Origin of the sequence: Fundidesulfovibrio putealis DSM 16056 (assembly GCF_000429325.1) — a bacterium.
In the GTDB taxonomy this organism is placed as follows: Bacteria; Desulfobacterota; Desulfovibrionia; order Desulfovibrionales; family Desulfovibrionaceae; genus Fundidesulfovibrio; species Fundidesulfovibrio putealis.
Window position 1 is genome coordinate 206,313 of record NZ_KE386886.1, and the last position, 16,496, is coordinate 222,808.

The following is a 16,496-nucleotide window of genomic DNA, read 5'->3' on the forward strand; positions in this document are numbered from 1 at the left end:
GGCCTGTTCGGCCTGATCGGGCTGCTCGGCAATCTGGAAAGGAAATAACCATGGACAGCCTGGCCCTCACCCTTGCCGCCGTCCTGTTCGTGTACCTGCTGGCGGCGCTGTGCAAACCGGAGTGGTTCGAATGAACGTCAACAGCCTGTTTCACCTCGTGTTCTTCATCGTGCTGCTGCTGGCGGCGTCCTGGCCGCTGGGCCTGTACATTGCCCGCGTCTACCAGGACCAGCCCTGCGGCCTGGACCGCGCGCTCGGCCTCGTGGAGCGCCTGCTGTACCGCCTGTGCGGCGTGGACGCCCGCCAGGAGATGGACTGGAAGGCCTACGCCCTGTCCATGGTGGGCCTGAACGCCCTGGGCCTCCTGGCGGTCTACGCCCTCCAGCGGCTTCAGGGCGCTCTGCCCCTGAACCCGGCTGATCTTTCGGCGGTGGACCCCTTCGTGGCCTTCAACACCGCCGTGAGCTTCGCCACCAACACCAACTGGCAGGCCTACGGCGGCGAGACCACCATGAGCTACCTCACGCAGATGCTTGCGCTCACGGTGCAGAACTTCCTGTCCGCCGCCACGGGCATGGCCGTGATGGCCGCCCTGATCCGTGGCCTTGCCCGGCGCGAGACCGACAGGCTGGGCAATTTCTGGCGCGACGTGACCCGCTCGGTGCTCTACGTCCTGCTGCCCCTGTCCATCGTGCTGAGCCTTGCGCTCATGTGGCAGGGCGTGCCCCAGACCCTGGAAGGCCCGGCTGCCGCCGCGTTCCTGGAGCCTGCCAGCTACGACAAGCCCGTGCTGGATGAAACGGGCAAGCCGGTCCTGGACGAGTCAGGCACCCCCAGGACGGAACCGGCCACGCAGGCGCAGCAGAGCATCGCCCGCGGCCCCGTGGCCTCCCAGGTGGCCATCAAACAGCTGGGCACCAACGGCGGCGGCTACTACAACGTCAACTCCGCCCACCCGCTGGAGAACCCCACGCCGCTCACCAACCTGCTGGAGATGCTGGCCATTCTGCTGATACCGGCAGCGCTTTGCCACACGTTCGGGGTGATGGTCGGCGACAAGCGGCAAGGTTTTGCCGTTCTGGCCGCCATGACCATCCTGTTCGCCGGGTTCGCGCTGCTGACGCTCCAGGCCGAATCCGCCCTCAACCCGACGCTTGCGGGCCTGGGCATGGAGTCCGCCCCCAGCCTGGAGGGCAAGGAGCTGCGCTTCGGCGTGGCCGGGTCCGCCCTGTGGGCCGCCGTCACCACTGCCGCGTCCAATGGTTCGGTGAACTCCATGCACGACAGCTTCACGCCCCTTGGCGGCATGTGGCCGATGCTGCTCATGCAGCTTGGCGAGGTGGTCTACGGCGGCGTTGGCTCCGGACTGTACGGCATGCTGGTCTTCGCCGTGGTGGCCGTGTTCGTGGCCGGACTCATGGTCGGGCGCACGCCGGAGTACCTGGGCAAGAAGATCGAACCCTTCGAGACCAAGATGGCGGCGCTCATCATCCTCATCCCGCCCTTCCTGTGCCTGATGGGCACGGCCCTGGCCGCCGTGGCCGGTCCGGCGGACGCCCTGTCCAACCCAGGCCCCCACGGGTTCAGCCAGATGCTCTACGCGTTCTCCTCCATGGGCAACAACAACGGCAGCGCCTTCGCCGGGCTCACCGCCTCCTCGCCCTTCTGGACCATCGCGGGCGCAGTGGCCATGTTCGTGTCGCGCTATTGGCTCATCATCCCGGTGCTGGCCCTGGCCGGGTCCATGGCGGGCAAGAAGCGGCTGCAGGAAGGACCCGGCACCCTGCCGACGCACGGCCCGGTCTTCGTGGGACTGCTCATGGCCGTGGTGCTGGTGGTTGGCGCGCTCACCTTCGTGCCTGCTCTGGCGCTCGGCCCCGTGGCGGAACATCTGGCCCTGTACCAGTTGAAATAACGAGGTTTATTCAGATGTCCAAAGATAAGAAAAAACGCCCCCTGTTCGATGCGGCCATCGTGCGCCAGGCGCTTAGCGACTGCGTACGAAAGCTCTCCCCGGCCCGACAGGCCCGCAACCCTGTGATGTTCACGGTCTACGTGGGCAGCATCCTGACCACGCTGCTGGCCGTGCAGGCCTATCTGGGAAAGGGCGAGGCCCCCTTCGGGTTCGTGGCCTCCGTGTCCGCGTGGCTGTGGGCCACGGTGCTCTTCGCCAACTTCGCCGAGGCCATGGCCGAGGGCCGTGGCAAGGCCCAGGCAGCGGCCCTTCGCGGCCTGCGCCAGGACGTGGCCGCCCGGAAGCTCGTGCACCCGCGCCGCGATTCGCCTTTCGCCACCGTTCCCGCCAAGACCCTGCACCGGGGCGACCTGGTGCTGGTGGAAGCGGGCGACACCATCCCCTCCGACGGCGAAATAGTGGAAGGCATCGCCTCCGTGGACGAGTCGGCAATAACCGGGGAGAGCGCCCCGGTGATCCGCGAGGCGGGCGGCGACCGCAGCGCCGTCACCGGCGGGACGCGGCTCCTCTCGGACTGGCTGGTGGTCAAGGTAGCCGCCGAATCCGGCGAAACCTTCCTGGACCGCATGATCTCCCTGGTGGAGGGCGCCAAGCGCCGCAAGACCCCCAACGAGATCGCCCTGAACATCCTGCTGGCCTCGCTGACCCTCATCTTCCTGGTGGTCTGCGTCACGCTTCGGCCCATGTCGGCCTTTGCCGTGGCGCTCTCCGGCCAGGGCCAGGCCGTGACCATCACCGCCCTGGCCGCGCTCTTCGTGTGCCTGGCCCCCACCACCATCGGGGGGCTTCTCTCGGCCATCGGCATCGCGGGCATGGACCGCCTCATCCAGGCGGGCGTCATCGCCACCTCGGGCCGGGCCGTGGAGGCCGCCGGGGACGTGGACGTGCTGCTCCTGGACAAGACCGGCACCATCACCCTGGGCAACCGGCAGGCCTCGGCCTTCCTGCCTGTTCCGGGCGTTGACGAGCGCGAACTTGCCGAGGCGGCCCAGCTGGCCTCGCTGGCAGACGAGACGCCCGAGGGCCGCTCCATCGTGGTGCTGGCCAAGGAGCGCTTCGGCATTCGCGGGCGCGACCTGCACGAACTGGGGGCAACCTTCGTGCCCTTCACCGCCCAGACCCGCCTGTCGGGCGTGAACCTGCCGGAGCGCCTGATCCGCAAAGGCGCGCCGGACGCCATAAAAGCCCTGGCCGAGCACTCCGGCCAGCGCATCCCCAAGGAGATCGACCTCTTTATCCACGACATCGCCAAATCCGGCGGCACGCCTCTGCTGGTGTCCGAGAACGGCAGGCCGCTGGGGGCCATATGGCTCAAAGACATCGTGAAGGGGGGCATCCGCGAGCGGTTCGCCGAGCTTCGCTCCATGGGCATCAAGACCATCATGGTCACCGGCGACAACTCGCTCACCGCTGCGGCCATCGCGGCGGAGGCGGGCGTGGACGACTTTCTGGCCGAGGCCACACCGGAAGCCAAGCTGGCGCGCATCCGCCAGTACCAGGCCGAGGGCAAGATGGTGGCCATGACCGGCGACGGCACCAACGACGCCCCGGCCCTGGCCCAGGCCGACGTGGGCGTGGCCATGAACTCCGGCACCCAGGCCGCCAAGGAGGCCGGGAACATGGTGGACCTGGACTCCAACCCCACCAAGCTGCTGGAAGTGGTGGCCATCGGCAAGCAATTGCTCATGACGCGAGGCTCGCTGACCACCTTCAGCATATCAAACGACATCGCCAAGTACTTCGCCATCATCCCGGCGGTGTTCGCGGGCATCTACCCGCAGCTTGGGGTTTTGGACGTGATGGGGCTCACCACGCCCAAGTCGGCCGTGCTGTCCGCCGTGGTGTTCAACGCGCTGATCATCGTGGTGCTGATCCCCCTGGCGCTCAAGGGCGTGAAGTACGTGCCCGCCCCGGCTGCCCTGGCCCTGCGGCGCAATCTGCTCATCTACGGGCTGGGGGGGCTGCTTGTGCCTTTTGCGGGAATCAAGCTCATAGACGTCATCATCTCCGCCCTTGGCTGGGCGTAGGAGTTTGCCATGTTCAGGATCTTCATGACCCAGTTGAAACCGGCGGCGCTCATGCTCTTCTGGATGGCGCTCTTGACCGGGTTGGCCTATCCCCTGGCCATGACCGGCACCGGAAAAGTGCTGTTCCCGGTTCAGGCCTCGGGCAGCCTGATCGCGGGCCAGTCCGGCCCTTCAGGATATGCAGGATCAACTCTCATCGGCCAGGGCTTCGATTCGCCCCGGCACTTCTGGGGCAGGCCCTCGGCCACCTCGCCGCACGCCTACAACGCCGGGGCCTCCTCCGGCTCCAACCTGGGACCGTCCAACCCCGCCCTGGCCGAGGCCGTGGCAGAGCGCGCCGCCAGGCTCAAGGCCGAACACGGCGACGCCCCCATTCCCATGGACCTGGTCACGGCGTCGGGCAGCGGCCTGGACCCGCACATAAGCCCGCAGGCCGCCGCCTACCAGATCGACCGGGTGGCCACGGCCCGGAAACTCTCCCGCGACAGCGTTGCGTCCCTGATCGCGAAGCACACCCAGGGTCCCCTGTGGGGATTCTGGGGCGAGCCGCGCGTGAACGTGCTTACGCTCAATCTTGCCCTGGATGCCTTGGCCGACAAGGAGTAGGACGAAAGCATGCGAGACGAGGATCAACGCCCGGACCCCGACGCCCTGCTGGCCATGGTCAGGCGCGAGGAGGAAGGCAGACGCAGGGGCCAGCTGAGGATATTCCTCGGCATGGCCCCGGGCGTGGGCAAGACCTACGCCATGCTGGAGGCCGCGCGCGCCAAGATGGCCGAAGGGCTGGACCTGCTGGCGGGGATCGTCGAGACCCACGGGCGCGAGGAGACCGAGGCGCTGCTCTACGAGATGCCCTCCCTGCCCCGCAAACAGATCGACTACAAGGGCCACCCGCTCGAAGAGTTCGACCTGGACGAGGCCCTGTCCCGGCGTCCCGCGCTCATCCTGGTGGACGAACTGGCCCACACGAACGTGCCGGGCTCGCGCCATCCCAAGCGCTGGCAGGACGTGGAGGAGCTTTTGGAGAATGGCCTGAACGTCTGGACCACCCTGAACGTGCAGCACCTGGAGAGCTTGAACGACATCGTGGCCCAGATAACCGGGGTGCGCGTGCGCGAGACCGTGCCCGACGCCGTGCTCGAGCGCGCCGAATCGGTCATCCTGGTGGACCTGCCCCCGGAGGATCTGCGCCAGCGCCTGAGCGAGGGCAAGGTCTACCTGCCCAGGCAGGCCGAGTGGGCCGGGGAGAACTTCTTCCGCTCCGGCAACCTGAGCGCGCTTCGCGAGTTGGCGCTGCGCTCCACGGCCAACCGCGTGAACACCGAAGTGCTGGTGTACCGCCAGGGGCACTCCATCCAGACCACCTGGCCCACGGCGGAGCGCATCCTGGTGTGCGTGGGGCCCTCGCCCACCTCGGCCACGCTGGTGCGCGCCGCGAAGCGCCTGGCCGACGGCCTGCACGCGCCCTGGCACGCCCTGTACATCCAGCAGCAGCCCCAGGGGGAGCTGACCGAGAGGGCGCTTGCCAACCTGAGCCTGGCCCGGGAACTGGGCGCGCTGACCCACGTGCTGGCGGGCGGGGACGTGGCGCGGCTCATTGTCGGCTTCGCCAGGCAGCACAACGTCACCCGTATCGTGGTGGGCAAACCCCTGCGCCGACGCTTCACAGACCTGCTGCGGGGCAGCCCCGTGGACCAGCTGGTGCGCCTCTCCGAGGAAATAGACGTCCACGTCATCAAGGGGCAGGACACGGGCACGCCGCGCGCGGCCAAACCCCAAGCGCGCCCCAGGCACCGCCTGAAGGACTACGCCGCCGCCCTGGGCGTGGTGGCGGCCTCCACGGCGGCCTGTTTCGCCATGTTCCCGTATTTCGAGCTGGCCAACCTTATCATGGTCTATCTGATGGGGGTCATGGCCGTGGCGTTCTGGCTGCCCCGGCGAGCCTCCGCCCTGGCTTCGGGGCTTAGCGTGCTGGCCTTCGATTTCTGCTTCGTGCCGCCGCGCTTCAGCTTCGCGGTGACGGACGTGGCCTATCTGGTCACGTTCCTGGTCATGTTCCTGGTGGCCCTGGTCATCAGCGGCATGGCCTCGCGCATCAAGGCCCAGGCGGACAGCGCAGGCCAGCTGGAGCGCCAGGCCTCGGAGCTGAGCGGGCTCTCCCGGCATCTGGCCGCCAACCGGGGCACGGCCAAGCTGGTTCAGGTGGCCAGGAACCACATCGCCGCCGTGTTCGGCTGCAAGACCTTCGTGCTGCTGCCCTCTGGCTCCGGCAAGCTGGAGACGGCCTTCATGCCAAGCGACGAGGAGCTCATCTCCAGCAAGGACCACGGCGTGGCCCAGTGGGTCTTCGACAACGCCAATCCCGCCGGGCTGTCCACCCAGACCCTGGCGGATTCCGAGATCCTTTTCCTGCCGCTCCCCGGCGCAGACGAGGTGCTGGGGGTCATCGGGCTGAAACCCCAGGACGAGGAAGCCCGCGACGGCCTGCTGCTGCCGGATCGGCGGCGACTGCTGGACGCCTTCGTGCATCAGGCCGCCATGGCCCTGGACGTGGACCGGCTGGAGGAAAAGGCCAAGGCCACCCTCATGGAGGCCGAGCGCGAGAAGCTGCGCTCCGCCCTGCTCTCCACGGTGACCCACGACTTCAAGACCCCCCTGGCGGCCATCTCCGGCTCCGCCGAGAGCCTCATGGCCCTGGGAGAATCCGCCAGCCCCGAGGTCCGGCGCGCCCTGGAGGAGAACATCGCCGCCGAGGCCTCGCGCCTGGAGCGGCTGGCGGACAACCTGCTGCGCATCGCGGCGCTTGAGTCCGGGGCCGTGGTGCCGGAGCTCAAGCCCGTGCCGCTGGAGGAGGTCATCGGCAGTTCGCTCGCGCGGCTGGAGTCCACCCTGGCTGAGCACCCCGTGCGGGTGGACGTTCCCCCGGACATGCCGCCCATCCCCATGGACGAGGTGCTCATGGAGCAGGTGTTCCTGAATCTTCTGGAGAACGCCGCCAAGTACACTCCGGCGGGGACCGCCATCGCCATCCTGGCCGACGTGCGGCGCGGTGAAGCCGTGATCGAGGTGCGCGACAACGGGCCGGGGCTTCCTCCCGGCGACCACGACAGGCTGTTCGAGCGGTATCAGCGAGGCGACAGGCGGGATGCCGGACACGCCGCCGAAGGCTACGGCCTGGGTCTGGCCATCTGCAAAGCCGTGATCAAGGCCCACGGCGGAAGCATCACCGCGCGCGACAACGCCCCCACCGGGGCGCGCTTCACCATGACCCTCCCTCTCCATGACGGCCATGACCAGTAACAAGACAGCCACCATCCTGGTGGTGGACGACGAGGCGGCAATCCTGCGCTTCCTGAAGCCGTTCCTCCAGGCCGAGGGGTACGCCGTGCTCGAGGCGCGCACCGGGCGCGAGGCGCTGGCCCTGGCGTCGTCCCACGAACCGGAGGTCATCCTGCTGGACCTGGGCCTTCCGGATATGGACGGCCAGGAGATCATCCAGGCGCTGCCGCCCTGGAGCCGGTCGCGGGTGATCGTGGTGTCGGCGCGCGGCAGGGAGCAGGACAAGGTCTCCGCCCTGGACCTGGGCGCGAGCGACTACCTCACCAAGCCCTTCAGCCTGGCCGAGCTTGCGGCCAGGATACGGGCGCTTCTGCGGCGCGGGGCCACGGCGGATGCTCCGCCTCCGGCCAATTACCAGTTCGGGGACCTGTCCATCGACATCGAGGCACACGTGGTGCGCCTTGGCAGCGAGGAGGCGCACCTGACCCCCACGGAGTTCAAGATGCTGGCATTCCTGGCGCGCCACGCGGGCAAGGTGGTCACGCACGGGCAGCTCCTCAAGGAGGTCTGGGGCAAACACAGCCAGGGGCAGGAGCACTACGTGCGCATCCACGTCCACAAGCTGCGCCAGAAGATCGAGCCAGATCCGGCCCGCCCCAGGCACCTGCACACGGAAACGGGCGTCGGGTACCGGTTCAAGGAGTAATCGTGGCGCTTGCGCCCGCAACCAGCCTGCCCCGCCCTGATTGCGACCCGGCCTGAAACCCTGTGGGCACGCCAGCCCGCACGAACCGTGCGTCGGCATCTACTCGGGCAGCGACCGGTTCATCGGCCCGCGATCACCGGAGATATTCCGACTGTTTCCTGCGCTTCAAGCGGACCTTGCGGCTGAATGCACCGCTGACGTATCCTTTTGACCCAATCGCCCCTGCATGATGGTTCCTTTTTTCACGGTGCACGCAACGCCCTGAAATCGGGGCTTTTGCCCCGTTTCTCCGGGACGGCATACCCGCTTCGCCGCGCCCTGTGCGCACGAATGAGCCAACTCCTCCTCGCCAGCTTGACGCTACCCCTGACAACACACTGAAATATCGTGCCTTTTAATTTGGCGCATTCCTTGCTCTTCTATTTTAATGCAGTATACATGTTAATTTTAACATAACACGGAAAATTCACTGTTGCGATGAATAATTTCACCAATGACCCTACGCACAAGCTCTCACCAGGAGCACCAATGCAGCCGCCTCACAGCGCGTCCGCGCGAGTGATGCATGCTGTATTCCGCGATTTGTCTTCAGGTTTTGCACTGCAACGCGCCATTCATCTTCTTTAAATTCCATACCGTATAAGGGTGATTTTTGTTTGCTTGACTTCACTTCAATCCAAAGCGATGCCCTGAACTATGTCGAATTTGATATATATCGTGACTGACAGAACAGCCGCCGCGCCAGCGCCGCTTTCCTTGCGAAGCTGGCGTGAGGCAGAGCCAGCCCCGTCTGCCCTCATCCCGACGCAGGTTTGCGCACTTTCGCGCGCCGTACGCGCCGCGTCTCCCCTTTTCCGCCCCCTTATCTGGCAAGGAGCCCCCCCATGCGCATGATGAAAGGCATGAAAGCCATCCCCGTCCAGGAAGCCGTGGGAACGGTCCTGGGCCACGACATCACCCGCATCGTGCCCGGAAAGGAAAAAGGCACGGCCTACCGCAAGGGCCACGTCATCACCCGCGAGGACATCCCCGGCCTTCTCACCGTGGGCAAGGAGCACATCTTCGTCTTCGACCTGACCCTGGGCCTGGTCCACGAGGACGACGCGGCCACCCGGCTGGCCGAAGGCGCGCGGGGCCGGGGCCTCGCGCTCTCCGCGCCCTCCGAGGGCAAGGTGACGCTCACGGCTGCGCACACGGGGCTTCTGAAGATCGACGTGCCCCGTCTGACCCGGCTCAACTCCATCGAGGACATCGTGTTCGTCACGGCCCACTCCAACCAGCAGGTGCGCTCCGGGCAGCCCGTGGCCGGAACCCGCGTGGTGCCGCTGGTGATCGAGGAGGAGAAGCTCCAGCGCGCCGAGCTGGTGCTGGAAGGTGGGCCGCTCATTGAGGTCAAGCCCTTCCGGCAGGCCCGCGTGGGCATGGTCACCACGGGCAGCGAGGTGTTCTCCGGGCGCATACAAGACGGGTTCGGCCCGGTGGTGCGCCGCAAGTTCGAGGACCTGGGCAGCCAGGTGCTGCGCCAGATCATCGTAAGCGACGAGATCCCCCTGTGCGTGTCCGCCATCCGGGAGCTTCTGGCCCAGGGCGCGGACATGATCGTGGTCACGGGAGGCATGTCCGTGGACCCCGACGACCAGACGCCCGCCTCCATCCGCGAGGCCGGGGGCAAGGTGATCGGCTACGGCGCGCCTGTGCTGCCCGGAGCCATGTTCCTTTTGGCCATGATCGGCGACGTGCCCGTGCTCGGGCTGCCGGGGTGCGTCATGTACCACAAGGCCAGCATCTTCGACCTCATCGTCCCCAGGCTCCTGGCCGGGGAGGCCGTGAGCGCACCAGACATCGCGGCGCTTGGACACGGCGGGCTGTGCATGGCCTGCCCCGAGTGCCGCTACCCTATTTGTCCGTTCGGAAAAGGCCAATGATCCCGGCGCGCTGAGCCGTAGCCGGGCCTTATGCGACCAAGACTTCAACCGATGCGAGAAGGAGGCAGGGAATGATCAAGCGGAGCCTTATCATCAACGGCAAACCCCAGATCGTGGTGGTGGACCAGGACGAGACCCTGGCCAACGTGCTGCGCGGCCAGCTCAAACTCACCGGCACCAAGGTCGGCTGCGGCGAGGGCCAGTGCGGCGCGTGCAACGTGATCGTGAACGGCAAGCTCACGCGCTCCTGCGTCACCAAGATGAAGCGCGTGGCCGACGGCGCCGAGATCTTCACCATCGAAGGCCTGGGGCAGCCCGGCAACCTGCACCCCCTGCAGCTGGCCTGGATGGTTCACGGCGCGGCGCAGTGCGGCTTCTGCTCGCCCGGTTTCATCGTCTCCGCCAAGGCCCTGCTGGACGTGAACGCCAACCCCACCCGCGAGGAAGTGCGCGAGTGGTTCCAGAAGAACCGCAACGCCTGCCGCTGCACCGGCTACAAGCCCCTGGTGGACGCGGTCATGGACGCGGCCAAGGTGCTGCAGGGCAAGCTGAAGATGTCCGACCTGGCCTACAAGCTGCCCGCTGACGGGCGCATCTGGGGCACCAAATTCCCCCGCCCCAGCGCCGAGGCCAAGGTCACCGGCACCTGCGACTACGGCGCGGACCTGGGCGTGAAGATGCCCGAAGGCACCCTGAAGCTGGCGCTGGTGCAGGCTACCGTCTCGCACGCCAACATCAAGTCCATCGACACCTCCGAAGCCCTCACGATGCCCGGCGTGCACAGCGTGCTCACCCACAAGGACGTCAAGGGCAAGAACCGCATCACCGGCCTCATCACCTTCCCCACCAACAAGGGCGACGGCTGGGACCGCCCCATCCTGTGCGACGAGAAGGTCTTCCAGTACGGCGACGCCATCGCCATCGTCTGCGCGGACACCGAGAAGCAGGCCAAGGCCGCAGCGGCCAAGGTCAAGGTTGTTCTCGAAGAGCTGCCCGCCTACATGAGCGCCCCGGCGGCCATGGCCGACGACGCCATCGAGATCCACCCCGGCACGCCCAACGTGTACTTCGTCCAGAAGATCGTCAAAGGCGACGACACCAAGCCGGTGTTCGACAAGGCCCCCGTGGTGGTGGAGGACGACTTCTACGTGGGACGCCAGCCCCACCTGCCCATCGAGCCGGACGTAGGCTTCGCCTTCGTGAACGACGAGGGCAAGCTGGTGATCCACTCCAAGTCCATCGGCCTGCACCTGCACCTGTACATGATCGCGCCCGGCCTTGGCGTCGAGGCGGACAAGCTGGTCATGGTGCAGAACCCCGCCGGTGGCACCTTCGGCTACAAGTTCAGCCCCACCATGGAGGCCCTTGTGGGCGTTGCCGCCCTGGCCACCGGCCGCCCGGTGTTTTTGTGCTACGACTACCACCAGCAGCAGACCTACACCGGCAAGCGCTCGCCCTTCTTCATGAACGTGCGCCTGGCCGCCGGGAAAGACGGCAAGCTCCTGGGCATGGAGTCCGACTGGACCGTGGACCACGGCCCCTACTCCGAGTTCGGCGACCTCTTGACCCTGCGCGGCGCGCAGTTCATCGGCGCGGGCTACGCCATCCCCAGCATCCGGGGTGAGGGGCGCACCGTTTGCACCAACCACGCCTGGGGTTCGGCCTTCCGTGGATACGGCTCGCCCCAGAGCGAGTTCGCTTCGGAAGTGCTCATGGACGAGCTGGCCGAGAAGCTCGGCATGGATCCCCTGGAGCTGCGCTACCTCAACTGCTACCGCAAGGGCGACACCACCCCCAACGGCCAGGAGCCCGAGGTGCTGAGCCTGCCCGAGATGATCGACATCCTGCGCCCCAAGTACGAGGCCGCAAAAGCCAAGGCCAAGAAGAACTCTACCGCCGAGATCAAGCGCGGCGTGGGCATCTCCCTTGGCGTGTACGGCGCGGGCCTCGACGGCCCCGACGCTTCCGAGGCCTATGTGGAGCTCAACTCCGACAACACCATCACCATCTTCAACACCTGGGAAGACCACGGCCAGGGCGCGGACATGGGCTCGCTCGGCACCGCGCACGAGGCCCTGCGCCCCATGGGCGTGAAGCCTGAGCAGATCAGGCTGGTGATGAACGACACCAGTGTCGCCCCCAACTCCGGCCCGGCGGGCGGCAGCCGCTCCCAGGTGATGGTGGGCAAGGCCATCATCGCGGGCTGCGAGCTCCTGATGGCGGCCATGCGCAAGGCCGACAAGACCTATCGCACCTTTGATGAGATGGTGGCCGAGAAGATCCCCACCAAGTACACCGGCCAGTGGACCGCCCCGGCCACCCACTGCGACACCAACGGCGTGGGCAACCCCTTCAGCTGCTACATGTACGGCATGTTCATGTCCGAAGTGGCCGTGGAAGTAGCCACCGGCAAGACCACCGTGGAGAAGATGACCCTGGTGGCCGACGTCGGCACCCTGTGCAACAAGCTCGTGGTGGACGGCCAGATGTACGGCGGCCTGGCCCAGGGCATCGGCCTGGCCCTCACCGAGGACTTCGAGGATTTGAAGAAGCACTCCACCCTGGTGGGCGCGGGCTTCCCCTACACCCAGCAGATCCCCGACGACATGGAGCTGATCTACGTGGAGACCCCGCGCGAGCACGGCCCCCACGGCGCGTCGGGCACGGGCGAGCTGCCGCTCACCTGCCCCCACGCGGCGGTGATAAACGCCATCTACAACGCCTGCGGCGTGCGCATCACCAAGCTCCCGGCCCTGCCGGAGAAGGTGCTGGCGGGACTTCAGGCCGCGAAGTAAACTGACGACGCAACAAACCTGAACGAGGGAGCGGGCGGCATTTCGCGCCCGCTCCCTCACCATATGGAAGACGCATGGAACAGCAGGAACTGCGCGAGTGGGAAAGCCGTTGCATCCAGGAGGAGCCGCCCTATTGCCAGGCGGCCTGCCCCATCCACGTGGACGCGCGCGCCTTCATGGAGCTGATGAAGGCCGGGAACGCGGACGCGGCCCGCAAGATCCTCGAAAAGACCATGCCCCTGCCCTCGGTGCTGGGGGCCATCTGCGACCACCCCTGCGAAGCAGTCTGCAAGCGCGGCCAGGCAGGCGAGCCCGTGGCCATCGGGGCGCTTGAGCGGGCCTGCCTGCGCCTTGGCAGGCCGGGGCCAAAGCCCCTGGTGCTGCCTTCCAAAGGCAAACAGGCTGCCGTGCTGGGAGCCGGGCTTGCTGCCCTGACCTGCGCCTGGGACCTTGTCCGCAAGGGCTACGGCGTCACTGTGTTCACGCCTGACCAGCGCGCGGGCGGACGTCTGTGCGGCCTGCCGGAAAGCCTGCTGCCAGCGGCGGACCTGGCCCGCGAGGTCGCCCGTCTGGAAGCCATGGGGGTGGCGCTTCGCACCGGGCAGGAATACACCCCGGAATTTCTCGAATCGGCGCAGGCCGGTTTCGACGCCGTGTTCGCCGAATACGGCGCGCCTCTTTGTCCCGAAAGCCGGGGCGACGTGGACCCCGTGACCCTCGCCTGCGCGGTTTCGGCCAGTGAGGCCGGTGAATCTCCCCAGTCCGGTTCCGGGCAGGAACGCACCGGGAAAGCTGCCGTGTTCTGCGGCGGCTGGCCCGGCCCGGACGGGGCGTTCTCGCCCATCGGCGAGGCCACGGACGCCAGACGCGCCGCCGCCTCCATGGACCGCCACATGTCCGGCGCGTCGCTGACCGCCTCGCGCGAGAAGGAAGGCCCCATCCCCACGCGGCTGTACACCTCGCTCAAGGGCGTTGAACCAAGCGCCAGGGTCGCCCCCGCAGACGTTTCCGGCGTATTGGATGCCTCGGAAGCATCAAGCGAGGCCGCGCGCTGCCTGAACTGTCAGTGCCTGGAGTGCGTCAAGGTCTGCGCCTACCTGGAGCACTACAAGGGCTACCCCAAGAAGTACGCCCGCCAGATCTACAACAACGCGGCCATCGTCCAGGGCGTGCATCAGGCCAACACCATGATCAACTCGTGCAGCCTGTGCGGCCTGTGCACCGAGGTCTGCCCGGAACGCTTCTCCATGGCCGAGTTCTGCCTGACCGCCCGGCGAGACATGGTGGAGCGCGGCAAGATGCCCCCCTCGGCCCACGAATTCGCCCTAGAGGACATGGCTGCGGGCAACGGCCCGGCCTTCGAGCTTTCACGCAACCAGCCGGGCGCGTCGCAGAGCGCGTATGCCTTCTTCCCCGGCTGCCAGCTTGCGGCCTCGCACCCGCACCACGTGGCCTCGGCCTACGATTTTCTGCGCGCGCATCTTACGGGCGGGGTGGGGCTCCTGATGCGCTGCTGCGGCGTCCCGGCAAAGTGGGCCGGGCGCGCCGACCTGTTCGACGCGTCCCTGCACGAACTGCGCGCCCGCTGGAAGGAGCTTGGCTCCCCGCAGGTGATCGCGGCCTGCGCCTCCTGTCTGGCGGTGTTCAGGGAGCACGCCCCGGAGTTCAAGACCCGCTCTCTCTGGGAGGCGCTGGCGGAAACGGGCCTGCCCGTGCTCACCGGAGAGCGCCCCCCCGGCCCCGTGGCCGTGCACGACCCCTGCTCGCTCCGCCACGACCAACCAACGCGTGAGGCCGTACGAAACGCCCTGCGCACCCTGGACATCCCCTTCCAGGAGCTTCCCCTCTCGGGCCAGTTCACCGAGTGCTGCGGCTACGGCGGCCTTATGGGGAACGTGAATCCCGCGCTGTCGCGCGAAGTCGCGCGGCGGCGCGGGGCCGAAACGGCCCTGGACATGGCTGCCTCCTGCTCCATGTGCCGCGACCGGCTGGCCGCCGAGGGCAAGCGGGTCTGGCACGCGCTGGACTTCGTTTTCCCCGGCCCGGCCATGGACCCGGCGGCCAAAGGCCCCGGCTTCTCCCAGCGCCACGAGAACCGCGCCCGCCTGAAGGCAACGCTCCTGCGCGACGTCTGGGGCGAAGACGCCGCGCCCCACGCACACGGGCTGGACGTCTCCTATGCGCCCGGCGTATTGGAATCCATGGAGGACCGGCGTATCCTGCAAGAAGACGTGGAAGCGGTGCTGGTCGAGACGCTCCGCACGGGCCGCAGGATGGTCGACCGGGAGTCCGGGCGCTTCCTGGCCAGTTTCAGGCCCCGGCGCGTGAACTATTGGGTTGAGTATTTCCAGGAGGGCGACCGGATAACGGTGTCGCGGGCCTGGTGCCACCGCATGGAGCTGGCCGGGCCAACGGGAACAGCCTCGGACGTGCCCAGCACCCAGCATGTGTACATGCCCGAGAGCGGAGACTGGGCCTGCGCCTGCGGGGCGGAGCTGGTCCCCGGCCCTGTGGTGGCCGGATACCTGGGCAGCGCCTTCACCATTACGCTGCTCACCTGCGCCGATTGCGCGCTGGAGCTGGTTCCCGAGGGGCTGGCCCTGGGCAAGATGGCCGAGGTGGAGCAGCTTCTGGAGGACAAATAACATGGACCCTGCCCCCCGAGTTCCACCAATCCCACTCTTCGAGCGCGAGGCGTTCCGGGACGTTGCCGGGCTGGCCCTGCGTCCCGGCGGAACAGCGCTCACGGAAGTGGCGCTGGAGCACTGCGTTCTCGCGCCGGGGGCGCTGGTGGCGGACATCGGTTGCGGGCGCGGCGCCAGCCTGCCGCTGCTGACCCGACGGGGGCTCGCTCCCGTGGGCCTGGACCCCTCGCCGCACCTGCTGGCCGAGGCCCGCAGGCACGACGACAAAGCCGCGCTGGTGCAGGCCACGGCGGAGGCCGTCCCGTTTCGCGCCGGCACATTCGCGGCGGTGCTGTGCGAGTGCGTGCTCTCCATCACCCGCGATCCGCGCACGGCCCTGGGGGAGATGCACCGCATCCTGGCTCCGGGCGGGCTCCTGGTGCTGACCGACCTCTACCTGCGCGACCCTGTGGACAATCAAGCCCCGCGCACGGCTGGCTGCGCGGCAGGGGCCGTGCCGCGCCATGTGGTGGAAGAGCGCCTGCACGCGGCCGGATTTTTCATGCGCGTGTTCGAGGACCACAGCAGGCTGCTGGCCGAGCTGGCCGGGCGGCTCCTGTTCGCGGGCTTCGACAGCTCCGAGCTGGGGCTTGGCTGCACCTCCTGCGGCAGGCCCGGCTATTTCCTGTGCATCGCCCAAACGGAGGCCCTGTGAGCGAGTACCTTCTGGACATCCTGCCCCTGGCGGCCAAGGGCTACTGTTGCAGCCAGATGCTGGGGCTCCTGGCCCTTCAGGCCCAGGGGACCGAGAACCCCGGCCTGGTGCGGGCGCTTGGCGGCCTGTGCCACGGCATGGGCCAGTGCGGGCAGACCTGCGGCGTGCTGACCGGCGGGGCCTGCGTGCTCTCGCTGTATCTGGGCAAGGGCGCGGACGACGAGACGCCCTCGGACAAGGCAGATCTGGCCGTGTCCGAGTTCGTGGACTGGTTCACGGAGCGCACCAGTGAGTACGGCGGCACCTCATGCGCGGACATCCTGGGCGAATGCCCGGACGGCAAACCGGACATGAGCCGCTGCGCACAGCTGATCGGCGAGGCCTGGGCGCAGATCCTGACAATCCTGACCGGGCTCGGCGTGGACCCGTCCGAGGCCAGGGAGTAGGCGG

General features: G+C 67.6%; 10 protein-coding genes. All 10 read left to right on the forward strand.

From position 1 onward, the window contains the following. Nucleotides 1–130 precede the first annotated feature (130 nt). The 10 genes from kdpA (at nucleotide 131) to G453_RS0121140 (ending at nucleotide 16,492) form a co-directional block, all read left to right on the forward strand. Nucleotides 131–1,915, forward strand: a complete 1,785-nt coding sequence (gene kdpA / locus G453_RS0121095) for a potassium-transporting ATPase subunit KdpA (protein WP_027192634.1) — start codon at nucleotides 131–133, stop codon at nucleotides 1,913–1,915. A 14-nt stretch (nucleotides 1,916–1,929) separates the two neighbouring features. Then, the gene (gene kdpB, locus G453_RS0121100) at nucleotides 1,930–4,002 is read left to right on the forward strand and encodes a potassium-transporting ATPase subunit KdpB (protein WP_027192635.1); all 2,073 of its coding nucleotides are present in this window, start codon (nucleotides 1,930–1,932) and stop codon (nucleotides 4,000–4,002) included. Between the two features lie 9 nt (nucleotides 4,003–4,011). Beyond that, the gene (gene kdpC / locus G453_RS0121105; protein WP_407635562.1) at nucleotides 4,012–4,608 is read left to right on the forward strand and encodes a potassium-transporting ATPase subunit KdpC; all 597 of its coding nucleotides are present in this window, start codon (nucleotides 4,012–4,014) and stop codon (nucleotides 4,606–4,608) included. 9 nt (nucleotides 4,609–4,617) lie between these two features. After that, nucleotides 4,618–7,302, forward strand: coding sequence for a sensor histidine kinase (locus tag G453_RS0121110; protein ID WP_027192637.1), 2,685 nt, complete (start codon nucleotides 4,618–4,620; stop codon nucleotides 7,300–7,302). Continuing rightward, on the forward strand, nucleotides 7,292–7,987 hold the full coding sequence (locus G453_RS0121115; protein WP_027192638.1) for a response regulator: 696 nt from the start codon (nucleotides 7,292–7,294) through the stop codon (nucleotides 7,985–7,987). The genes G453_RS0121110 and G453_RS0121115 overlap by 11 nt, the downstream gene beginning before the upstream one ends. Before the next feature lie 902 nt (nucleotides 7,988–8,889). Further along, a complete protein-coding gene (locus tag G453_RS0121120; RefSeq protein ID WP_027192639.1) occupies nucleotides 8,890–9,912 on the forward strand; it encodes a molybdopterin-binding protein in 1,023 nt (340 codons plus the stop codon). Between the two features lie 71 nt (nucleotides 9,913–9,983). Beyond that, nucleotides 9,984–12,707, forward strand: a complete 2,724-nt coding sequence (locus tag G453_RS0121125) for a molybdopterin-dependent aldehyde oxidoreductase (RefSeq protein ID WP_027192640.1) — start codon at nucleotides 9,984–9,986, stop codon at nucleotides 12,705–12,707. Nucleotides 12,708–12,781: 74 nt separating this feature from the next. Further along, nucleotides 12,782–15,352 (forward strand): pyridine nucleotide-disulfide oxidoreductase/dicluster-binding protein, encoded by a 2,571-nt coding sequence (locus G453_RS25720; RefSeq protein WP_043647010.1) that lies wholly within the window; start codon nucleotides 12,782–12,784, stop codon nucleotides 15,350–15,352. Between the two features lies 1 nt (nucleotide 15,353). Continuing rightward, nucleotides 15,354–16,046 (forward strand): DVU_1556 family methyltransferase, encoded by a 693-nt coding sequence (gene trsM / locus G453_RS25725; RefSeq protein WP_043647013.1) that lies wholly within the window; start codon nucleotides 15,354–15,356, stop codon nucleotides 16,044–16,046. Next, on the forward strand, nucleotides 16,043–16,492 hold the full coding sequence (locus G453_RS0121140) for a DVU_1555 family C-GCAxxG-C-C protein (protein WP_027192641.1): 450 nt from the start codon (nucleotides 16,043–16,045) through the stop codon (nucleotides 16,490–16,492). Before trsM ends, G453_RS0121140 begins: the two co-directional genes overlap by 4 nt. The last annotated feature ends 4 nt before the right edge of the window (nucleotides 16,493–16,496 follow it).